General features: G+C 34.8%; 24 protein-coding genes and 1 tRNA gene. 7 read left to right on the top strand and 18 right to left on the bottom strand.

Annotation, left to right across the window (positions count from 1 at the left end):
• Positions 1 to 191: 191 nt before the first annotated feature.
• The 5 genes from VGE71_RS18565 (at position 192) to VGE71_RS18545 (ending at position 8,046) form a co-directional block, all read left to right on the top strand.
• Entirely contained in the window at positions 192 to 2,564 is a 2,373-nt protein-coding gene (locus VGE71_RS18565; protein ID WP_331139633.1) for an arylsulfatase, read from the top strand.
• 29 nt (positions 2,565 to 2,593) lie between these two features.
• A complete protein-coding gene (locus VGE71_RS18560) occupies positions 2,594 to 4,171 on the top strand; it encodes an arylsulfatase (protein WP_331139632.1) in 1,578 nt (525 codons plus the stop codon).
• Positions 4,172 to 5,102: 931 nt separating this feature from the next.
• Complete coding sequence (locus VGE71_RS18555; protein WP_308069983.1) at positions 5,103 to 5,549, top strand: hypothetical protein; 447 nt, start codon at positions 5,103 to 5,105, stop codon at positions 5,547 to 5,549.
• Between the two features lie 41 nt (positions 5,550 to 5,590).
• A complete protein-coding gene (locus VGE71_RS18550; protein ID WP_308069982.1) occupies positions 5,591 to 6,892 on the top strand; it encodes a hypothetical protein in 1,302 nt (433 codons plus the stop codon).
• Positions 6,893 to 6,951: 59 nt separating this feature from the next.
• Positions 6,952 to 8,046, top strand: coding sequence for a thioredoxin family protein (locus tag VGE71_RS18545; protein WP_331139631.1), 1,095 nt, complete (start codon positions 6,952 to 6,954; stop codon positions 8,044 to 8,046).
• A gap of 845 nt (positions 8,047 to 8,891) precedes the next feature.
• Here the strand turns inward: VGE71_RS18545 and VGE71_RS18540 are convergent.
• The 12 genes from VGE71_RS18540 to VGE71_RS18485 all read right to left on the bottom strand — a co-directional run bounded on the left by VGE71_RS18540 (position 8,892) and on the right by VGE71_RS18485 (position 15,383).
• Positions 8,892 to 9,098 (bottom strand): GDCCVxC domain-containing (seleno)protein, encoded by a 207-nt coding sequence (locus tag VGE71_RS18540; RefSeq protein WP_012025078.1) that lies wholly within the window; start codon positions 9,096 to 9,098, stop codon positions 8,892 to 8,894.
• The gene (gene merTP / locus VGE71_RS18535) at positions 9,095 to 9,694 is read right to left on the bottom strand and encodes a mercuric transport protein MerTP (RefSeq protein WP_111378129.1); all 600 of its coding nucleotides are present in this window, start codon (positions 9,692 to 9,694) and stop codon (positions 9,095 to 9,097) included. The genes VGE71_RS18540 and merTP overlap by 4 nt, the downstream gene beginning before the upstream one ends.
• Positions 9,691 to 10,047 (bottom strand): ArsR/SmtB family transcription factor, encoded by a 357-nt coding sequence (locus VGE71_RS18530; protein WP_111378218.1) that lies wholly within the window; start codon positions 10,045 to 10,047, stop codon positions 9,691 to 9,693. Before VGE71_RS18530 ends, merTP begins: the two co-directional genes overlap by 4 nt.
• A gap of 133 nt (positions 10,048 to 10,180) precedes the next feature.
• Complete coding sequence (locus VGE71_RS18525) at positions 10,181 to 10,354, bottom strand: hypothetical protein (RefSeq protein WP_274256627.1); 174 nt, start codon at positions 10,352 to 10,354, stop codon at positions 10,181 to 10,183.
• A gap of 127 nt (positions 10,355 to 10,481) precedes the next feature.
• A complete protein-coding gene (gene sigZ, locus VGE71_RS18520; protein ID WP_111378128.1) occupies positions 10,482 to 11,045 on the bottom strand; it encodes an RNA polymerase sigma factor SigZ in 564 nt (187 codons plus the stop codon).
• A gap of 33 nt (positions 11,046 to 11,078) precedes the next feature.
• On the bottom strand, positions 11,079 to 11,642 hold the full coding sequence (locus tag VGE71_RS18515; protein WP_111378127.1) for a hypothetical protein: 564 nt from the start codon (positions 11,640 to 11,642) through the stop codon (positions 11,079 to 11,081).
• A 68-nt stretch (positions 11,643 to 11,710) separates the two neighbouring features.
• Positions 11,711 to 12,286, bottom strand: a complete 576-nt coding sequence (locus VGE71_RS18510; RefSeq protein ID WP_111378126.1) for a Crp/Fnr family transcriptional regulator — start codon at positions 12,284 to 12,286, stop codon at positions 11,711 to 11,713.
• Positions 12,287 to 12,309: 23 nt separating this feature from the next.
• A complete protein-coding gene (arsB, locus tag VGE71_RS18505) occupies positions 12,310 to 13,389 on the bottom strand; it encodes an ACR3 family arsenite efflux transporter (protein ID WP_111378125.1) in 1,080 nt (359 codons plus the stop codon).
• A gap of 1 nt (position 13,390) precedes the next feature.
• Positions 13,391 to 14,005, bottom strand: a complete 615-nt coding sequence (locus tag VGE71_RS18500) for a low molecular weight phosphatase family protein (protein ID WP_274256628.1) — start codon at positions 14,003 to 14,005, stop codon at positions 13,391 to 13,393.
• Between the two features lie 42 nt (positions 14,006 to 14,047).
• Complete coding sequence (locus VGE71_RS18495; protein ID WP_111378123.1) at positions 14,048 to 14,521, bottom strand: DUF6428 family protein; 474 nt, start codon at positions 14,519 to 14,521, stop codon at positions 14,048 to 14,050.
• Between the two features lie 32 nt (positions 14,522 to 14,553).
• A complete protein-coding gene (locus VGE71_RS18490) occupies positions 14,554 to 15,060 on the bottom strand; it encodes a GNAT family N-acetyltransferase (protein ID WP_414656180.1) in 507 nt (168 codons plus the stop codon).
• A complete protein-coding gene (locus VGE71_RS18485; protein WP_274256630.1) occupies positions 15,051 to 15,383 on the bottom strand; it encodes an ArsR/SmtB family transcription factor in 333 nt (110 codons plus the stop codon). The genes VGE71_RS18490 and VGE71_RS18485 overlap by 10 nt, the downstream gene beginning before the upstream one ends.
• A gap of 278 nt (positions 15,384 to 15,661) precedes the next feature.
• Between VGE71_RS18485 and VGE71_RS18480 the strand changes: the two genes are divergently transcribed.
• The gene (locus tag VGE71_RS18480; protein WP_111378120.1) at positions 15,662 to 16,597 is read left to right on the top strand and encodes a hypothetical protein; all 936 of its coding nucleotides are present in this window, start codon (positions 15,662 to 15,664) and stop codon (positions 16,595 to 16,597) included.
• Between the two features lie 145 nt (positions 16,598 to 16,742).
• Here the strand turns inward: VGE71_RS18480 and VGE71_RS18475 are convergent, their stop codons facing one another.
• Positions 16,743 to 16,928, bottom strand: coding sequence for a hypothetical protein (locus tag VGE71_RS18475; RefSeq protein WP_111378119.1), 186 nt, complete (start codon positions 16,926 to 16,928; stop codon positions 16,743 to 16,745).
• Positions 16,929 to 17,141: 213 nt separating this feature from the next.
• Positions 17,142 to 17,215, bottom strand: a tRNA-Arg gene (locus tag VGE71_RS18470).
• A 116-nt stretch (positions 17,216 to 17,331) separates the two neighbouring features.
• Here VGE71_RS18470 and VGE71_RS18465 point away from each other — a divergent pair.
• Positions 17,332 to 17,844, top strand: a complete 513-nt coding sequence (locus VGE71_RS18465) for an adenine phosphoribosyltransferase (protein ID WP_331139630.1) — start codon at positions 17,332 to 17,334, stop codon at positions 17,842 to 17,844.
• 1 nt (position 17,845) lies between these two features.
• Here VGE71_RS18465 and VGE71_RS18460 read toward each other — a convergent pair whose 3' ends face one another.
• The 4 genes from VGE71_RS18460 to VGE71_RS18445 are packed head-to-tail and all read right to left on the bottom strand — an operon-like array spanning position 17,846 to position 20,323.
• A complete protein-coding gene (locus tag VGE71_RS18460) occupies positions 17,846 to 18,496 on the bottom strand; it encodes a response regulator transcription factor (protein WP_331139629.1) in 651 nt (216 codons plus the stop codon).
• A complete protein-coding gene (locus VGE71_RS18455) occupies positions 18,486 to 19,268 on the bottom strand; it encodes a sensor histidine kinase (RefSeq protein WP_331139628.1) in 783 nt (260 codons plus the stop codon). The genes VGE71_RS18460 and VGE71_RS18455 overlap by 11 nt, the downstream gene beginning before the upstream one ends.
• Complete coding sequence (locus tag VGE71_RS18450) at positions 19,241 to 19,888, bottom strand: hypothetical protein (RefSeq protein WP_331139627.1); 648 nt, start codon at positions 19,886 to 19,888, stop codon at positions 19,241 to 19,243. The genes VGE71_RS18455 and VGE71_RS18450 overlap by 28 nt, the downstream gene beginning before the upstream one ends.
• A gap of 6 nt (positions 19,889 to 19,894) precedes the next feature.
• Complete coding sequence (locus tag VGE71_RS18445; protein WP_331139626.1) at positions 19,895 to 20,323, bottom strand: hypothetical protein; 429 nt, start codon at positions 20,321 to 20,323, stop codon at positions 19,895 to 19,897.
• Positions 20,324 to 20,373 lie beyond the last annotated feature (50 nt).

Below are 20,373 nucleotides of genomic sequence, written 5' to 3'. Positions count from 1 at the left end.
TAAAGTCAAAGACAATTTTTAAAATTCGCCTAAACTTTTTGCGTGAAAAAAGCATGAAGTCCGATATTTGTATTTGCAATTTTAATTAAAAAAAAGTAAAACTTTGTTGCAAATTATAATCTGCAACATCATTAAAAGATTTTGTAATACGCATGTTTGTAAATTAGTGGAGTATCACTAAATCTTAGAATATGAAGTCTTTTATTAGCCCAAAGATGCTTTTTATTTTAGCTGTATTTCTTTTCAGCTGCAATCAATCTCAGAAAACTGATTCTGTTACAGAGAAAACAGATTCTGGAGAATTAGACCGAACTACACTTCCAATTCCAGAACCGCCATTTGGAGGTGAAATTGGAGAAACGTATAAAGATTCCAAAGAAGAATGGCCACAATTGGTTACACCTCCACAAGGTGCACCAAACGTAATTATTATTCTCTTAGATGATGTTGGTTTTGGACAAGTAAGCACTTTTGGAGGTCCTGTTCCAACTCCAGAATTGGATAAACTGGCTGCAAATGGCTTAAAATACAATAGATTTCATACAACCGCAATCTGCGGACCTTCACGCGCTGCTTTACTGACAGGAAGAAATCACCACAATGCAGGTTCTGGTTTCCTGGCCGAATGGGCAACAGGATATCCAAGCTACAATTGTATGATTCCTAAAACTACTGCAACTTCGGGTAGAATATTAAAAGGAAACGGATACAGCACCAGCTGGTTTGGTAAAAATCACAATACACCAGATTGGGAAAGCAGTATTACAGGACCGTTTGATCGTTGGCCGACTGGTCTAGGTTTCGATTATTTTTACGGATTTATTGGCGGTGAAACACATCAATATTACCCGGTTCTTTTTGAAAATACCAAAGCTGTAGAGCCTGATAAAAGTCCGGAACAAGGCTATCATTTTATGACCGATATGACTGATAGAGCAATCAACTGGCTGCAATACAGCAAATCGGTTGCACCTCAAAAACCCGTTATGATGTATTTTGCCCCAGGAGCCGCACACGCACCACATCATGCACCAAAAGAGTGGCGTGATAAATTTAAAGGTCAGTTTGATAAAGGTTGGGATGTTGTACGACAAGAAACCTATGAACGCCAGTTAAAAATGGGAATTATACCACAAGGAACAAAATTGACACCAAGACCTGATTGGGTTACGCCTTGGGATAAACTTTCGCCAGATCAGAAAAGGTTATTTGCAAAATTGATGGAAAATTATGCAGGATATCTTTCGTTTGCCGATCATGAAACGGGACGCCTTCTAGATGCCATAAATAAGCTCCCAGATGCTGATAACACATTGATTTTTTATATTGTTGGTGATAACGGAGCAAGTTCTGAAGGAGGAATGGATGGAACACTCAATGAAATTAAAGCATTAAATGGTATTCCGACTCCTTTAGCGGATAATATGAAGCATATTGATCAAATTGGTGGACCTGATACAGAACCACATTATCCAGTAGGATGGGCATGGGCAGGAAATGCTCCTTTCCAGTGGGTAAAACAAGTAGCCTCTCACTTTGGCGGAAGCCGAAATCCAATGGTAGTGAGCTGGCCAAAAGTAATTAAAGATAAAGGAGCTATGCGCAGTCAGTTTGTGCATTTGATTGATGTGCTTCCAACGGTTTTAGATGCTTCTCATTTGCCAGCTCCAAAAACGGTTGATGGTGTTGAACAGAAACCTATGGACGGCGTTTCTTTCTTATCAACTTTTACAGATAAAAATGCTAAACCTGTTAGGACCAGACAATATTTTGAGGTATTCAGCAACAGGGCAATTTATGATAACGGCTGGGTTGCGGCTACACAACATACTTTTCCGTGGAGACAGGATTTTGCACCAGGAAACTGGGACAAAGACAAATGGGAATTGTATAATATCGATGAAGATTACAGCGAATCTGTTGATTTAGCTAAAAAGAATCCTGAAAAATTAGAAGAGTTGAAAGCTCTTTTTAAAGAAGAAGCCAAGAAGTATAATGTTTATCCTTTAGATGACAGAGGTACTGGCCGTTTAGTTTCTCCTAAACCGACACCATCAGATCCTAATCGCAAGCACTTTACTTTTTACTCAGGAGCTATAAGGCTGGCTGAAACTGCTTCTCCAAATACTAAAAATAAATCGCACAGCATTACAGCTGAAGTTGAACTTAAATCAAAATCAGATAATGGTGTTATTGTGGCTTCTGGAGGAAGTTCGGCTGGATTTGTATTGTACATACAAAATGGAAAACTAGTGTATTATTATAATTATTTTGATGGTGATCGTTATGTTATTACTTCAAAAGAAGCGCTCCCATTAGGGAAAAGCACAGTAAGATTTGATTTTGCTTATGATGGCGGAGGGAATGGTAAAGGAGGAACAGGAAAACTTTTTATCAACGATAAATTGGTTGGAGAAGGACGAATCGATAAAACAGTCGCTGCTCGTTTCGGAATTGATACTTTCGGAATTGGCGAAGATTCTGGATCTCCGGTTGCAAAATCGTATAAAACTCCGTTTAAGTTTACAGGAATAATTGATAAAGTAAATATTGATTTGAAATAGTTTTAAGTGTAAAAATTAGAAATACAATTATGAAGAAGTACATTATTTTATTAGTAGCCTTAGTTTTTGTTACAGAAATTAGCGCACAGCAGAATTATTTTAACCCGACAGTTAGAGTAAAAGATTATTTAGAACCTGCTATTCCGCATCCTGATCAGGATAAAGAGATGAAGGATAAAATGAGCAGATTGAAAAAGAAACCCAATATTCTGATTATCTTAATTGATGATATGGGTTACGGTGATATCGGTGTTTATGGCGGAGGTACAGCCATCGGTGCACCAACTCCGAACATGGATAAACTGGCTCATGAAGGGCTTCAGCTGACTTCCACTTATGCGCAGCCGACCTGCACGCCGAGCCGTGCGGCAATTATGACTGGTCGCATTCCGGCAAGATCTGGGCTCACAAGACCGACTTTGACGGGTGAAAATCCTAAAGTGAATCCTTGGGCTTCTGAAAATACAACGGCTAAAATTCTTTCGCAGAACGGCTATAAATCGGTTATTTCCGGCAAATGGCATCTGGGTGAAAGCAAAGGAAGCCTTCCAAATGAAGTCGGGTATGACGAGTGGCTTGGATTTGGTTCCGTGCAGTCAGAATACGCACAGTTTGTAAACGAATGGATTTATCCGGATTTGATCAATAAACCGGAAAGGCTGGCTGCAGTTAAAAAGATGGTCGACCAGAATATTCTTAAAGGAAAAAAAGGAGAAGAAAATAAAATAGTGCAGCCAATTTCAACCATAGAGGAATTGTCTAAAGTGGATCAGGTTTTTGCCGATTACAGTGAAGATTTCATCAAGCGTTCGGTAAAAGAAAACAAGCCGTTTTATCTGATTCATTCTTTCTCCAAAGTGCACAATGATAATTACGTATCTGAAGGTTATAAAGGAAAAAGTCCCGCTGCAATTCCATATAAAGATGCTATCGTGGAAGTGGATGATATCGTGGGCAGACTGATGAAACTGCTGCAGGATTTAAAAATAGATGAAAATACATTGGTATTCCTAACTTCTGACAACGGACCAAACGAAGATGTCTGGCCGGACGGCGGTTACACGCCATTCAGGGGAGGGAAGGGAACAACCTGGGAAGGAGGGGTCCGAGTTCCTGGGATTGCCTACTGGAAAGGCATGATTGCTCCGGGACGTATAAGCGATGGTCTGTTTGATATCTGCGATATGTTTAATACTTCCCTTTCAGCAGCGGGAGTTCTGGATAAAATTCCATCGTCAAATTATATAGATGGAGTGGATCAATTATCATTTTTCTTGTCAGACAAAGGAGTGTCAAACCGTAATGCAGTTTTCATGTATTCAGAAACCAAATTTATGGCCATTCGCTGGCAGGAGTACAAAGTGCATATGAATGTTTTTAATACTTCAGCCACAAGAAGAAACCTGGACCAATCGACGATCCAGAGTATAGGAATGAGTCCGTGGGTATATAATATTTATGCAGACCCAAAAGAACAGCTGAGCCAGGGACACCGCTATTTCGAATGGGGAATTCCGGGCGTAATGCAGTTAATTGCGGGACATTTGGCAACGTATCAAAAATATCCGATGAAAGATATCGGTTTGAAGAAACCCGGTGCTGAATAATATTTTCTATCATATACAAGTGAAAAAAATGAAATAGTTGCTGCAAAAAGGGGCAGTCTCAAAAAGTCGAGACAGCCCCTTTTTATATTATCGGAGAAATTTTTCATTTACGCAATTCTCAAACGCTTGATTTTTTTTTGAAGACAGCTTTTTTATTATTTAAAAGTTATTGCCAGTTCAATATAAACCAATTTTTTACTTCAGCCAAGCAATTATTTAAGAATAGAATGCTGGAAATTTAAATAATTTTGAAATATTACACCATTCTAAAATGAAATTTCATTTTATTAAATTGGACGGTAATTTAGAGAAAACTACGAATAAAGTCATGATTTTACTTTATTCTGGGGGTTCGAATCCTGTTACGTTATCGAATACTAAATCAACTATCTGCACAATTTTTTATATAAATATATACGCTGATGCAATTTACTATTGTTTTAAAGAATAAAAATAAAAGTAAAAATGATACAAATTTAGCGTATTTATTGGGCTTAAATAAAAAATGGCGCCAATTGTCTTCAATTGGCGCCATTTGGCTTTGTGACGGGGACAGGACAAATTACAACATCATTTTTGGATGATTTGAAGAGATTGGCTTACTATATGTAGTGTCTGTCTTCCATTGGCTATGTAAATTTGGTTTAGATGTCCTGTTGGGGATTGATGTAAAAATCTGTTTAATTCCAAAATAATTCGTAGATAAATATTCTAAGATAATTGTTTATTTAAAAATAGACACATGGAAAATTTATAGCAAAAAGAAATCAAGTATAATTGGGCAAAAAAACAAATGGTTACAATTATCTCAGTAGACTTAATTTAAGAGAAAAGGCAATTAGTGATTCTTTGTCAGTTGATAAAATTCCTAACTTCGTTTTTATTATAATTGCAAAACCAAAATTTGTAAAAAAAAAAACTGACTGTAATAATGACTTCGAAATTTATTTTATTTTTTATTTTAACATTAACAACTTGTTTTAGCCAAAATATTACGGATCCTTTGCCAACCGCTGAAAAAGAACTTAATGAATGCATTAAAGCCAATAGCAAGGAAGAGTTAAATTGCAGAAAAGAATACTATCATGAACTTCAGTTCTGGGAAACAGAAGTTTTTAATGCTGTTTTAGAAATTGTTTATGGAAATAGAACTGAAGAAGAAAGAGCAGCATTTGAAAAAAAACAAGCGGAATGGAAAGAGACAACATATTATTATTTTGCAAAGACCATGAAGGAGTTTCAAGTGAAGCATCCTGGTAAATTTGTGTGGGATAATGATTCTGCTTTAAAACCCGATGCCAGAATCTTTTATCAAAAAAATGCCAAATATTATACGGATAGGATTTCTTATTTATTAAGTTTAGTAAAAAAGAAATAAAGGATGTAAAACAAAAAGAACTAATTAAAAAATAGAGGGTGTTGATTACAAATAGCTATTCATCAAAAAAAAATAAAAAACAGCGAATTTATTTTACTGTATTCTCATTTATTATTTTGCCTTTTTTCCATACAATCTTAGCTCAAGACGCAAATAAATACACATTAATTCCTGATATTAATTTTGAAAATGCTTTAAGGGATTCTGGTTATGATCATGGTGTACCAGACGGAAAAGTTCTTACTGCTGATATTGCAAAAGTAACGGAACTTCATCTTAGAAATCGTGATATAAAAGATTTAACCGGTATAAATGATTTTGTTTCATTAAGAAAACTGATTTGTTTAGAAAATAAGCTAACCAAGTTGGATTTATCTGATAATTTGGCATTAACCACTTTGAATTGTGAAGAAAATAAATTAACCATATTGAATATTAGCAGAAATGAAGCTCTGATATCTTTGAATTGTTCAAATAACAGGATAACCGCATTAGATTTAAAGCAAAGTGTGAAATTGACATCTTTAAGTTGTGATAGAAATCAATTAGATGAACTAGATGTTTCTAAAAATATAAGTTTGCGTGAATTGCGATGCGGAAAAAATAAATTAACTTCCTTAGATATAAGCAGAAATATAGTTTTAGCTAATTTTTACTGCAATACCAATCAGTTAAAGGCATTAGATTTATCACATAATATTAATTTGATGTCATTCGGATGTTCTGAAAATCAAATAACAGATATAGATCTTTCGGCAAATCTTTATTTGTCGAATTTTTCTTGTAGTAATAATCCATTGAACAAGTTAGATCTAACACATAATATTTATTTGAGTTATTTAGTTTGTATGAATACGCCATTGACCAACTTGGATTTAAGCAAAAATATTGCTTTGAATAAAGCGTATTTAGACGAAAATAAACTGAACTCTCTTGATGTCTCAAAAAATATAAATTTAACGTACTTGAGCTGCTATAAAAATCAGCTGGTTAAATTAAATGTAGCCAACGCGCCATTAAACGAGTTGGTTTGTTATAGCAACAAGTTGGTTGCCCTTGATGTAAGCCAAAATCCATTATTGCTCAGTTTGACTTGTTCGAACAATCAGTTGGTTAGTTTGGATATTTCGCAAAACCCGAAAATATATGCGCTCTATTGCAACTCAAATTCACTTACGAGTTTGAATATTAGTAATGGAAACAATCAAAACCTGAATTTTCATGCCTATTTTAATCCCAACCTTAAATGTATTCAAACGGACAAAGATATAGTTCCTCATTTTAACTGGCGGAAAGATGGAATCGCTAATTATAGCTCAAATTGTAAATTAATAACTTATTAAGTAAGAAATTTACGAATCTTTTAGTTTTTGAATTAACACTTTGTCACAATAAATATATTATGAAAATTAAAAATATAGTAATACTAATTTTAATATTGCCTTTTTTTTCTTTTAAGTCGTTTGCAAAGAGAGAGGGAAAAATAACGGCCGACCTTTCTCCAATTAAAAATTATTTTGATCATGTCGTAATAAAAATGACAGGCTATGCAGAATTTGGAGATTCTGTCGAGACAATTGATACCATAAAGGCTATAGGAGGGAAATTTGAGTATCATTTTTCTGTACCGGAAACAAGAATGACAACTATTGTGCTGTTAAAAAATAATGAAGAAATAACTGATCTTGCAGTCAAAGACGCAGCGCTTTCTGAGGAGTATGGCTATGATGGAGAGTTTTTAGTTGGAAACGAGGATATAAAACTCAGTTGTACCTATCCCGAGTGGCTTGGAATGCCTTATGTTCAAGTTTCCTCTATAGGTTTGAAAGAGCACAAGTTGTACAGTTGGTTGAATATGCATGATTTAAATTATCACTATGTAAATAAAGATTTTATTAAAAAACATCCTGATAGTTACAGTGTATTGCAGGCCGTTTATTTTCAAAGAGGAAGTTTGCAAACGGATGATATCGCTAGCATGATCGAATTATTTTCTGATGAATTGAAACATTCGAAAAGTTATGCTGCCATAAAAAAATACCTAAGTAAAATAAAAATGCTGCAAAAAGGTGAATTTGCAACAAGCTTTAATTGGTTTGATGTGAATGGGGTTGCATATGATTTTAAATCGGTTTTAAATGGCAAAAAATACGTTCTAGTTGTTTTCTGGTCAAGTGATTGCGAGTCGTGCAGGTATGAGATCAAATTTGCAAAAAATATAGAACAGCGATATGGAGATAAAGTCAGCATCGTTTATTTAAGTATTGACACTGATTTTCAAAAATGGAAACAAGCAGTTGAAGAAGAAAAAATGACTTGGTATAATTTGTCAGGACTTCCAAACAGTAAAAAGACCGTCGCAGAAAATTATTATACTGATTACGCTCCAGAATTTCTATTACTTGACACCGAAGGAAAATCATTAATGCCTGATAGCTGCCATCTATTTTTTGAAATTGAAAGTTTCTTTAAAAACGAATTGAATCTTTCCAAATAGATAGAGGAAATTAAAAACTGGAATTAATTGTTTTTTTGCCTGATTAACCAGCAAGCAGTAATCGAAGATTGGAGCTATTGAAATGCTATTTAAATTAGTGTAGGTATGCTTAAATGTTTTTTAGGAGCTCTTCCCGCTATACCTTTCAATCTTTTGTGCCAAACCCCGACACAAAAGGATTTTCACTGCTATCGGGGCTAGGGCCGCTATGAAGTCCTGTTTCTTCTTTTGAGAACTGATAGTCCAACCCAATTGTTGCATTAAAAAATCATTGGCAATTCAATGCTGATTCGACAAGTTATTCTCCTGAAAGCAGAGATTTTCTGTTTAAAATATAAGATACGGCCTTTCAGCCCTGCACTGATTTTTCAATTGTGCAAGTATTACTTGCACAATTCATGGTATCGCATTAGCTGCTTGGTTTTATTTTTAGTTCTGATGTCCCGATAGAAAATGCACACTAGATAGGTTAATAGCTTGATTAAAAACAATAAAAAAATAGCACCAATTGTCTTCAATTGGTGCTATTTGGCTATGTGGTGACGTTTAGTTCACAATTTACAAATCATTCTATGAACGATTTAAAGAAATTAGCTTATTTTCAAGTGAATTTGTAAGATAATTATTTTAAAAGTTTGTTGAGAAACGGTTTGTATGTATCGTAAGGGTTAAATGTTAAAAATCGTTAATTCAGTAATAGATGTGATTTCTTTCATAATAACTTATAGATTTAAGTTGAAGAGAGTGAAAAAAAAATGTCATCAGTAAATTTAAATTATTATTCTTAAAATTTTCTAATCAAAATTTGTGCATGATAATCTACTGTCCATTAGAAATTATTCAATTTAGCAACATTTTTTATCTTGCTGAATTGGTGGACATGGCACAGTTCCATAACTGCAATATACACAGCAATCACCTTGATTTGGTTTAAGAGTTTGTTTGCAGTTCTCACATTCGTAAAAAAATTGGCATGCATCAGTTGGCATAGTTTCTTCTTTACTGTGGGAGCAAAGGGGGCAGGTTATTATTGATTGTAGAACGATTTTCATTTTAATTTTTTGTTAGTTACTGTATAGCCTGTTGAATTTATTGCTTTTTCAATTTCATTAATACTAGTTTTGGAATTATCAAATTCTACAATTGCGTTACCATTAGTATAATTTACATTTGAATTTATTATTCCAATCAATTTATTCACTTCGTGATTCACATGTTTTTCACAGCTGGCACAAGTCATTCCGCTAATTGTAAACTCAGCTTTTTGGCTGCTGGTTTTATTGGAGACTAAGATTTTCTTTTCTGTATTTGAATAAAAAATATTTGAATAGTAAGGAAACGAAAGCAAAAGGGCTGCAAATAGGGTGATAATTACTAAAAACATTTTAGAATTAACGAATTTTGATTTTTCTTGTGTATCGCAGTTACAGTCTAACTGCTTTTTAGTTTTCAGCTTTTGATACCAAGAGAAAACAATAATTAAAACAGTCAGGCCGATGAAATAAGGTCTCATTGGCTCAAGCCATGAAAAAGCAGATGCAATCCCGCTTGTTCCGGCAACGAGTGCTAATATGGGAGTAATACAGCACAATGAAGCAGCTATTGCTGTAAAAAATCCAGCTCCAATTATTTTATTCTCTGTTTTCATATTTTTTCTAAAATTTCGAAGAAAGGTTTTAGCATTTTTTCATATTCGTTTGCCAATGAATAAAAAATGGTTTGCGCTTCCCGTTTAGTTTCAATAAGTTTTCTGTCTTTTAGTTTTCGTAAATGCTGCGAAATTGAAGAAATACTCATGTCAAGAATATCACTTATGTCACATACACAGAGCTGTTTTTCTTCATAAAGTAAAAAGAGAATTCTTAATCTCACATTATTACCAGCCAATTCAAGCCCATTGGATAAATAATCAAAAGAGTCATTGAGTTCTAGCACTCTGTCTTTACAGCGGACTATTTGTTTTATATCTGCCTGTTGTCGTATACAAGTTATATCTTCCATAATGCAAATATATATCATTTGCTTATTTAAGCAAATGCTAAAATACAAAACATTTGAATTAAATTTATGAATGATTCCTGCGCATAAAAAAAGACAACTTTTTGAGTTGTCTTTTAAGTAGTAACGTGAAATATTACTTTTTGCAATCTTTCGGAGCACAAGTTCCAGAATCGTCATTACAGCAATGCGTAGAACATTTTTCAGTGCAGTTTTTCTTTGCATCAGTTTTTGATAAGTTCGCATAAGCGAAGATACTTCCAGCAGACAATACCAATGCTGCAAGAGTAAGGTACATTTTGTTTTTCATAATTTTAATTTTTAATGATTAATACTACTTAAGACGTACTAATCTAAAAATGATGCAGACTTTGATGATTTTTTTTCTAACAGCCTGAATTTTTATATATGAAGTTTCCAAAAATGATTTGGTGATATCAGCATTTTCCTCCGCTGCATGATTTTTTAGACGTAACATTCATAACATTTCCACGGCGGTCTAATTCAATACTGCAGCAATCCAGAAGCATTTCCTTTAATTTGGATCTGCCTCTCTGCACTCTAGATCGTATGGAAGGGTAGGCAAGGCTGTATTTTTCTGTTAAGTTTTTCTGTTTAATTCCATGGATTTCGCTATCCATGATAATATCCCGATAGTCTTCCGGCAGCCGCTCAATGAATTTCATTAGACAACAGTCCAGACTTTCTGAAGTATCAAAATCTGTTTCATGCATTATTTTTTGCATCATACATTCGGTCAGTTCTGATTTCTTATGATTGGAATTTTTTCGGTAATAGTCAATAATGGAATTTCTTGTGATCGTGAAAATCCAGCTTTTTAATTTACTTTCTTCAGTCAGTGATCCTAAATTCTCGTTTATCTTAATAAAAACTTCCTGCAAAACATCAGATGCATCGCCCGTATCATTTATACGTGCCTTAATATATTTGCCCAAAATGATATAAAACTGATTGTGAATAGTATTTATTTCCAAACTCATAGTTTTTTTGTTCTGCTTTTGAAGAAAGCGGGATTAACAACAATTGATTTTGCCTCTGAAATTATTCCAGATAGGGGCTGTTTTTGGCATGCATAAGAAAACATGAAGAATCGCCATTACGATAGCTCCCGGTAAAAGATTTACAATTAACAAATTAAAGTAGCCTGGAGATTGATTGGTATTAGAAATCATTATTTCCCCATTTTGAAAAGTAAGTCTGATGGAGAGGTAAACCGCAATTGACGCAAAATGAAACCCATTTACGAATAAATGAACAATATATTCCCAGCGAGGAAGCCCTCCCATAAACTGCCTGCTGTCCTTTTCTATAAAAGCGTCATACCCAAGCACCAGTATGTCTAAAAGGACAATGGTTAAGCCTATTACAAAAGCCGTATGATTATTTTGTTTCAAGAATAAAAAATAAAGGATTGCCGGAAAGAAAACAGCTCTGAATGTATGGGTAATGTGCTCGGTTTTACTTTCTTCCCGATTGTGAAGCTGGTATTTGAAAATATGCAGATAGAAGCCATCATATAAGGCCAAGACCGCAAAAAGAACAAGAAAGAAGGATGAAATGATAATTGCTGTTTCCATTTTATTTTTAATTGATTATAAAAGCAAAACTATGGGGAAGCATAATTAAAACTAAGGACAAATGTCCTCTATTTTTGTGCTATCTCATTTCTTATTCTGCTCAAAGTCCTGCGGGTTATCCCTAGATAGCTTGCAATATCATTTACTGAAGCCTTGTTTACAACTGCGGGCTGTTCCTTAAGCATACGCATGTATTTTTCCTTTGCGCTTTCATTGCACAAAACACTTGCATACTGTTCCATTACCATGTACTGCCGCTCGGCAATTGTCCTTCCGATATTCTGCCAAAGAGGACTTTTTTGATAGAGAATCTGCAGGTCATTGTAACTGATTGTTATAAGTTCAGTATCTTCTACGGCCTGAATGGAAAGTTCCGAAGGCTGCTGTGAAATAAAGCTCTTGTAGGAAGTTGTCAAATTATTTTCTGAACAGAAGCACGAAGTCACTTCTTCGGATTTTTCATTTATATAGTAAGTTCTCAGCAGCCCCTTTTTAATAAAAGCCGCTTCATGTGAGATTTTACCAATTTGAGCAAAATAACTGTTTCGGGCTAATGTCCTTATTTTGAAATACGGACTGTAATTTTCAAATTCCTGATCGCTGATAGGAGCAATGCTCTTTAAAAACAAATTAAAGCTTTCCATTCATATCCTGTTTTTAGATTCATTTATTGACTCGAAGCCTGATTTAAATAAAATCTTTTTCTGAACCAGAATGCAAGGTTAACTAATGCGATAAGAGCAGGCACTTCTACCAGAGGACCAATAACTCCTGCGAAAGCCTGACCGCTGTTTATTCCAAACACGCCGATTGCTACGGCAATAGCAAGTTCAAAATTATTGCCGGTGGCTGTAAATGCTATAGATGTTGCCTTTGAATAGTCAGCTCCAAAATATTTGCCGATAAAGAAACTGATGACAAACATCAAAGTAAAGTATATGACAAGCGGTATTGCAATACGCACTACGTCCATAGGGATCTGAACAATAAGTTCCCCTTTCAGGCTGAACATTACAATAATTGTAAAGAGCAATGAAATAAGAGTAATCGGCGAGATAAAAGGCACATACTTAGTTTCGAACCATTCAGAACCTTTTAGGGCTATCAAAGCATAACGGCTTATGATTCCCAGAGCAAAAGGAATACCTAGATAGATACCGACGCTCTCGGCAATCTGCGCAATGCTGATATTGACTTCAAAACCATCATATCCAAAATAGGGAGGAAGGATGGTTATGAAAATGTAAGCGTATACACTGTAAAGGAGTACCTGAAAAATACTGTTAAGGGCGATAAGTCCTGCTGCATATTCACGGTTTCCATCGGCAAGATCGTTCCATACCACTACCATTGCGATACAACGTGCCAGACCGATCAGGATCACCCCAATCATGTATTCAGGATATCCGTTCAAAAACAGTAGCGCCAATAAAAACATTAAGACAGGTCCTACAATCCAATTCAGGAATAAAGATGCGCCCAAGACTTTAGTGTTTTTGAAAACCTGTCCCATCTGTTCGTATTTTACTTTTGCCAGAGGCGGATACATCATCAGGATAAGCCCTATTGCCAATGGAATGTTTGTTGTTCCGCTGGAGAAAGAATTGATGAAATCTCCGCTTGAAGGAATAAAGTATCCTACTGCCACTCCTATAGCCATGGCAAGGAAAATCCAAAGGGTCAAGAAGCGGTCAAGGAAGCTTAACTTTTTGCGTCCGACGACTGGTGCACAGTTATTTGCTGACATTTTATTTTTTTATTTGTGAGAATACGTAAAACATTTCAGTTCCAATCTGCAGGCTGCGCTCCAGGTAAGTTTCTTTCTGCTGAGGCGTTCCGTCAGAAATTTTTGGATCTTCAAAGGTAATCGGAATTCTTTTCTCTGCGCCTGCTATAAACGGGCATCCGCCGTCAGCCTGCGAGCAGGTCATTATTGCGGCAAATCCGCTTTCAGGATTGAAATCATCATCATAGGTTTTGGAAAAGCCTACGACTGGAAGCTCATCCGCTGAATATTTTATGGAATAAACCGGGTTTGATCCCTCTGAAAGCGTTTTGATGTTGAATCCTGAATCCTTCAAAGTCTCCGCTGCCATTGGGAAAAGGGCGGTAGCCTCTGTTCCTCCTGAATAGCATGATACGTTTTTGATGCCGTAATAGGCAGCCGCAGTCTGCGCCCAAACCTGCGATAAGTGGCTTCTTCTGGAATTATGCGTGCAGATTAGGTTTAGTCTGGTTTCCAGATTACTGTCCACTTTAGTCTGAATGAAGTCGATTAATGGCTGCAGTACTGCTTTGCGATCTTCGGAGATCTGCTTAAAATCAAATGATTTGACGGTATTCTCAATTTGTGGATATAACATACTTTTTTGGCTGTAAAGGGTTATTGATTATCTGTTTATTGATTAGCAGCATCCTCCGCCCGGAGTGCATGAATTAGCATTGTCAGTATTTAACTGAGATAATTTTACTTTAGGCTTGTCTGATGGAATACCGCACTGCTCCTGAGCAAGGCAGGCTGTCTGTTTGTTAAGTAGAGTGAAGTTTTTACCGTTAAAATCCAAATCGTATTTGCCGATAGTAGTGTTCTGGTACTCCACTTCAATTTCATGGTCTTCAATTCCCAATACTTTTTCTGAAAGCTCAATGATGTGGATCAGTTTCTGAGGTTTAAGCCTGTGCTCGTAGTCATTGGCATCCCAAAGCTGGAAGTTTACAACTGTTTCTTTTCTTACTGTTCCTCCGCAGTCGATGAAGTTTTTGGTAACCAAGCCTACTTCAGTTACGTGAAAATATTCTGGTACAAATGTGCCGTCCGGCAATTCAAAATTTACAGCTTCCACTGTTTTAAGCACTTCTTTAATTTCTGAAAGTTTCATAATTTTTTATATTTAGTTAAACTATATTTTTATTAATTAATAACGGAGCTTCTTCTTTCAAGAAGCGCAGTATCTCTCCAGATACCATTTTGTTTTCCGATTTTCTCCCTTGTTCCAAGTATCCTGAAACCTGCTTTTTCATGGATACGGAGACTTGCCGTGTTCTCAGGAAAGATTCCTGCCTGAAGCGTCCAGATTCCTTCTGTTTCGCTCTGTCGGACAAGTTCATTTAAAAGGGTAAGCCCGACTCCTTTTCCTGAATGTGCTGGATCCACATATACGCTCACTTCTGCAACGCCTGCATAAACGCAGCGTGAAGAAACAGGGGTAAGGGCAGCCCAACCAATTACATTACCATCTTCCTGCATCACAACTCGGCAAGAGGTAAGATGTGACTGATCCCAGTCTTCCCATGAAGGGGCGCTGGTCTGGAAAGTGGCATTGCCGGTATCTATTCCTTTTTGGTAGATTATTTTTACCTGATCCCAGTGTTTGTCTGAAAGTTTTCTGATTTCCATATTTTTATAGATTAACAGCATTCGCTTCTCTTCTTTGCCAAATGATCTGATATGTGCTGAAAGAAACCTTTTATCTTTTCAAGTCCAGGCTCATTGATGCAATAGCAGATGGAATTTCCTTCAATGTTTCCTTTTATCAGCCCTGCATTTTTCAATTCCTTCAAGTGTTGTGAAACTGTCGGCTGTGAAAGGGGAAGTTCGTTTACAATATCTCCGCAGATGCAGGCATCCACTTTTAATAAATATTCCATAATAGCGATACGCGCAGGATGGCCTAACGCTTTGGCTAGAACAGCCAGCTCATTCTGGCTTTTTGTAAAGTGATCTGTTTTTGTTGCTCCCATCGTTTTATATTTATATTGCAATATTACGATATAAAATTTAATTAAAGCAAATTTGAATATGAAAATTTTCTTAAATGTGTTTATTTTTTATTTTGACTTACTGCGCAAAATAACTGCGCAGCTGCTGAATATCTTTGAATCAAAATAATACCTAAATTTGATAATTACTTGGCATACAGGGTAAGACGCTTTTTAGCGTACCGAACTCTATTTAGGGTAATCGGAAAGCAGGTGTTATTCTTTGGTGGGATTTATACTAATCAAAAACAACTTTAAAAATGAAAATTCATTATCAAGGCGAGCTTCCCATGATTGAAACGGAGGCTTTTAAAAAATTTGAAAAAGAGTATGACAGCAATGCTGATTTTCTTGAAAATTTCTCAAATCTATTGAGCTTCAGCGGAAGAATAATTTCATTGATAACCGATAAAGAGCTTCTAAATGTCAGTGGCCATGTAATTGAGAATTCGGTACAGACGCTAAGAAGCATCAAATTGTGCTGTTCCATTGGGAGTTTTGCCGATGCCAATACTTTAGTAAGAAGATTAAGGGATGACCTGCTGCTTTATGTTTATACGCTGGCGGTTGTGAACCAAAGAAAACCTTTTACCCAAGATTCCCTTGATAATTTCAAAATGGATGATCTGGAGGCGTTTGTGGAAGGTTTTTCATCTTTGGAATTTAATCAGGTAATGACCGATGACGAAAAGGCTGTCGAGGCATGGCTGACCAACAAAGTTGTGGAAGCCCCTGCGGGAGTGAGGGGAAAATTAAGTTTTAAGAATTACATGAATGTCCTTGAACAGAATGAGAATATCAAGGAGGTGCTGACAGGTTATAACCTTCAGGGCTACTGGAAGGTTTTGACAGGGAAGCTTAATAATTATGTCCACAATAATGGAAGGCAGTTCTCCCAGCATAATCTGATACGATCAAGCAATGCACAGTTGGATATTTATCTTGGAAATGTCAATACAAGGATTTCGTATATATTAACCTTTTTTCTAATTACGATTTCGATGGTGGAATCCGCCCTATTGTGTTCTGGGGATATTGAAGACTATCTTGATATGGGAATGGACCCTCCGGAGGACTGCCAGTACGAAATCGCTCCTTTTATACAGGAATACATCGATAATAAAGTTTCGGGAATGCACCCTGAGCTAAAGCAGTTCCTGAAAGACAACAACAATCATGGAATGAAGATAGAATAAGGTGATGGATAATTTTAAGGTCAGAAGGATTATAAGCGGAAAAACCGAAGGAACTTCGGTTTTTCCGCTTTCAGGCTTTTTTCTGATTTTATAAATCTGTTTTAACTTTTTAAGATACAAAAAGATATGATTTATAGTTTTGTAATCATCCCTTTTTCTTTTTATCATTTTTTTCTAAAAAATGTTGTATTTGTATATTAGCCACCTTCCGAAGAAAATATAATATTTCTTCGGCAAGCTCAACTGTTACATTCATTCCTTCTTTTTTAAGCATTCTTTGTGCCTTTTCCGGAGAAATTTTCCCCTTGTATTGCTCATCTCTATAATTCATAATTTAGTTTTCTTATGTTAAATTATTCTTAATGTAAAGATAAGTTAAATGTTTTTGTAACTATAAATCAGTGTGTTAAGTTTGGTTTAAATCCTGAGTAGTCACCTCAACAGGATGTCTAAACCGTCTACTAAAGTAAGTTAAAACGTGTTAAAACATGGTAAAAAGCATAAAAAAAACGTTAAAACATAGGTTTTAACGTTTTTTTAGTAGTGACCTCGACTGGATTCAAACCAGTAACCTTCTGAGCCGTAATCAGATGCGCTATTCAGTTGCGCCACGAGGCCTTTTTTTGTTATCAATTAGCTATTTTTTTGTAGCTTTGTTGATTGCTTATTGCGGGTGCAAAGATAGACATAAATGTGAGATAAACAAGCAAAAAATAACAGAAAATTAAAAAAAAATGAAGATTGAAAATTATATACGTGATATTCAGGGATTTCCGAAAGAAGGAATTTTGTTTAAAGATATCACACCTTTGCTAATTAACCCCGAAGCGCGAACAAATTGCTTAAAAGTTTTGACGGATTCTTTAAATGGTCAAAAAATCGATAAGGTTGTAGGTGCTGAATCACGAGGCTTTTTCTTTGGAATGTTATTGGCTCAAGAATTAAATGCTGGATTTGTTCCAGTTAGAAAACCTAAAAAGCTTCCTTTTGATACTATCTCTGCTTCTTATGAATTAGAATACGGTTTTGATAGTTTAGAAATGCATATTGACGCTATAAAAAAAGGTGACCGTGTTTTAATTCACGATGATGTCTTGGCAACAGGAGGAACGGCAAAAGCAGTTTGCGAATTGGTAGAGAAATTAGGAGGCGAAATTGTACAATGTAATTTCTTAATGGAACTGACTTTTCTTAATGGAAGAGAGAAAATCAAAGATTATCCTGTTTTTGCAGCGTTGACATATTAATTTAAACTAATACAATTTTATGCTTAATGGCATAAAGTACAAGTCCGATTCGGGTTTTTATTTCAAGTTTATCAAAAAGTATTTCTCGATAACCGTCAATAGTTTTAGGACTTAGACACATTTCTGATGCAATTTCTTTATAAGTCATTTCAGTACAAGCGTGTTTAATGAAAATAATCTCTTTTTCTTTTAAACTGACTTTTTTATTATCACTATTTACTTTATTAATGAGCATTCCGGAGACTAATTCGGTGAAATAAAAACCTTTTTCAATAACACATTCCATAGCTTCTCTAAATATTTCTGGTGAAGTATCCTTTAATAAATAACCTTTTGCTCCCTTGGTAATCATTTTTATAATGATTTCTTCATCATCATTTACCGATAAAGCAATAACTTTTAGGTCAGGTCTATTATCTTTTAGCCATTCCATTGTGCTTAATCCGTCAAGAACTGGCATGTTGACATCAAGTAAAACAAGGTCGATTTCAGATGATGGATTAGCTTGAAGATAATCAATAAATACTTTTCCGTTTATAAAACGCTCTGTGACTTCATAATCACCAAAACTTTTAATAAGAAGTTCCAATGATTGAGAAAACAGCAAATGATCGTCTACAATTATTATTTTATTTTTTGAATTAGTTTTCATGGCCTTGAGTTAATGGGTATTCTATGGTTACACTTGTTCCTGTTTCATCAGAATTCATGATTAGTTTTGCGCCAATTAATTTAGCTCTCAGTTTCATGTTATTCAATCCTAATCCTGAGTTTGACTTTTGAAGATCATAGCCAATTCCAAAATCTTTTAATTTTAATGTAAAAAGAGAATCAGTAGTTTCGATAAAAACATCAAATAAATCACTTCTGGAGTGTTTCAAACTATTATGAAGAGATTCCTGAAAGATTCTATAGATAATCAATTCATGTTCTTCATTTATGGCTGGTACTGTACCAATCTGATTGAAATTATATTGAATTTTTTTTAGTTTCTTAATCCGTTCCAAATCTTGCTGAATGGCTTCTAGAAAGTCATGCTGCAGCAAATTGTCTTTATTTATAATTCTCGAAAGAATCCTTAATTCATCCAAAGATTTTGCTAAAACAACTTTTAAATCTTGTAGTTCTTCGATCTGAATACTTTTGTTGCTTATCGAAATATTGAGCTGCATAATAGCGACGGAAATAATCTGTCCGATGTTGTCATGAAGTTCTTTGCTAATTTCAGATAAAGTCTGGTCTTTTATTTCAATTCTGGTTTTTACCAATTCGGACTGGAAATACAAATCTGCTTCCATTTTCTCTACCAAAAAGTTGTTTTTCTTCTTTAAGAAATAAAAGAAAATTACAAGTAAAACAATGATTAGGGTAAAGAAAACAATACCCAGAGAAATAACTAATAATTGTATTTCTTTTCGCTCCATATAAATCCTGTTATAAAGCAGCTATGCGCCAGAAAATTCAAAATGAATAAAACCAAACTAAATATAGATTCATCCTGTTTGATTAAAAACCAGTTGATTGCCAGCATAAATGGAGTGAAGGGAACATGAAAAACCAATATCCCTAATATATACCAGAAAAAAACGGACTTTTTAAAGTTTAATATTTTTTCAGAATTAAAAATCTCAATCAGATACAAACATGATAATATCAAAACCAATAATACACCAATTGCAAAACTGTATGTAAAAGAACGGTTCATGTCTTCTTTAAAATATAATATGTTTAAGAAGTAAGAAACTATAAATAAGATTAAAAAAAGTACCGCTGCAATTCGATTGTTGTATTTGGTAAATAAGGCTCTTAAAAGTAAGATATAGGCGGAAAAACTAATGAACATATAGAAATTGTAGACATAAAAATTCAATAAACCTGTCCATTGAGTAAAATAATATCCTACAATTTCAATTAAAATTGAAAACCAGATTAAAAGTACTAAAAATTTAGCCTTGTTACCAGGAAGTTTTGGTAGTGAAAACAAACCAACAATTCCTGATAAGAAAGCTAAATAAATGATATAAGATCTTAAGAATTCAAACATATTTTTTTAATATAATAAACTTGGCGGCCTTCCGATGTTTCCGTAATTCATTGGTTCAAGACTTTGAATATCAGGTGATGCTTCTTGTGATAAAGCAAAACTTTGAATTTTAGCAGTAGAAGTTTCCGCTTGTTTGCCAGTCGGAACTAAGAATAAAGTTGTTAATCCTGCTTTTTCTCCGTGTTTTTCATCGTCGGGATAAACGCCAAAATAAAAACGAATTCCGTCAACATTATAGCCTTCTTTTGCTCCATTTGTTTTGATGTAGTGAATATAATTCTCTAGTTCTTCCAAAGAATACCAAATAGCATTTGCATCTTCTTTTTGAGCTTTTTTTGAAGTCAAAGAAGCTTTTTTGGTGTTGTAATTCACATTCAGTTGTCTGGCAAATTCTTTAGTAATTAACTGACTCGGTTTTGCGGGAGGATTTTTCATGATGTAATAAATTTTATTGGTTAAGGGTTTATTTAATAGGTTTTTGAGTT

This window comes from Flavobacterium sp. (genome assembly GCF_036405015.1).
In the GTDB taxonomy this organism is placed as follows: Bacteria; Bacteroidota; Bacteroidia; order Flavobacteriales; family Flavobacteriaceae; genus Flavobacterium.
This window is presented reverse-complemented; position numbering and strand designations above follow the sequence as displayed.

Bases quoted from the DNA above. Each gene is read 5' to 3' on its own strand.
- VGE71_RS18565 (WP_331139633.1), top strand. From the start codon at position 192: ATGAAGTCTTTTATTAGCCCAAAGATGCTTTTTATTTTAGCTGTATTT.
- VGE71_RS18560 (WP_331139632.1), top strand. From the start codon at position 2,594: ATGAAGAAGTACATTATTTTATTAGTAGCCTTAGTTTTTGTTACAGAA.
- VGE71_RS18555 (WP_308069983.1), top strand. From the start codon at position 5,103: ATGACTTCGAAATTTATTTTATTTTTTATTTTAACATTAACAACTTGT.
- VGE71_RS18545 (WP_331139631.1), top strand. From the start codon at position 6,952: ATGAAAATTAAAAATATAGTAATACTAATTTTAATATTGCCTTTTTTT.
- VGE71_RS18540 (WP_012025078.1), bottom strand. From the start codon at position 9,098: ATGAAAATCGTTCTACAATCAATAATAACCTGCCCCCTTTGCTCCCAC.
- merTP (WP_111378129.1), bottom strand. From the start codon at position 9,694: ATGAAAACAGAGAATAAAATAATTGGAGCTGGATTTTTTACAGCAATA.
- VGE71_RS18530 (WP_111378218.1), bottom strand. From the start codon at position 10,047: ATGGAAGATATAACTTGTATACGACAACAGGCAGATATAAAACAAATA.
- VGE71_RS18525 (WP_274256627.1), bottom strand. From the start codon at position 10,354: ATGAAAAACAAAATGTACCTTACTCTTGCAGCATTGGTATTGTCTGCT.
- sigZ (WP_111378128.1), bottom strand. From the start codon at position 11,045: ATGAGTTTGGAAATAAATACTATTCACAATCAGTTTTATATCATTTTG.
- VGE71_RS18515 (WP_111378127.1), bottom strand. From the start codon at position 11,642: ATGGAAACAGCAATTATCATTTCATCCTTCTTTCTTGTTCTTTTTGCG.
- VGE71_RS18510 (WP_111378126.1), bottom strand. From the start codon at position 12,286: ATGGAAAGCTTTAATTTGTTTTTAAAGAGCATTGCTCCTATCAGCGAT.
- arsB (WP_111378125.1), bottom strand. From the start codon at position 13,389: ATGTCAGCAAATAACTGTGCACCAGTCGTCGGACGCAAAAAGTTAAGC.
- VGE71_RS18500 (WP_274256628.1), bottom strand. From the start codon at position 14,005: ATGTTATATCCACAAATTGAGAATACCGTCAAATCATTTGATTTTAAG.
- VGE71_RS18495 (WP_111378123.1), bottom strand. From the start codon at position 14,521: ATGAAACTTTCAGAAATTAAAGAAGTGCTTAAAACAGTGGAAGCTGTA.
- VGE71_RS18490 (WP_414656180.1), bottom strand. From the start codon at position 15,060: ATGCTGTTAATCTATAAAAATATGGAAATCAGAAAACTTTCAGACAAA.
- VGE71_RS18485 (WP_274256630.1), bottom strand. From the start codon at position 15,383: ATGGGAGCAACAAAAACAGATCACTTTACAAAAAGCCAGAATGAGCTG.
- VGE71_RS18480 (WP_111378120.1), top strand. From the start codon at position 15,662: ATGAAAATTCATTATCAAGGCGAGCTTCCCATGATTGAAACGGAGGCT.
- VGE71_RS18475 (WP_111378119.1), bottom strand. From the start codon at position 16,928: ATGAATTATAGAGATGAGCAATACAAGGGGAAAATTTCTCCGGAAAAG.
- VGE71_RS18465 (WP_331139630.1), top strand. From the start codon at position 17,332: ATGAAGATTGAAAATTATATACGTGATATTCAGGGATTTCCGAAAGAA.
- VGE71_RS18460 (WP_331139629.1), bottom strand. From the start codon at position 18,496: ATGAAAACTAATTCAAAAAATAAAATAATAATTGTAGACGATCATTTG.
- VGE71_RS18455 (WP_331139628.1), bottom strand. From the start codon at position 19,268: ATGGAGCGAAAAGAAATACAATTATTAGTTATTTCTCTGGGTATTGTT.
- VGE71_RS18450 (WP_331139627.1), bottom strand. From the start codon at position 19,888: ATGTTTGAATTCTTAAGATCTTATATCATTTATTTAGCTTTCTTATCA.
- VGE71_RS18445 (WP_331139626.1), bottom strand. From the start codon at position 20,323: ATGAAAAATCCTCCCGCAAAACCGAGTCAGTTAATTACTAAAGAATTT.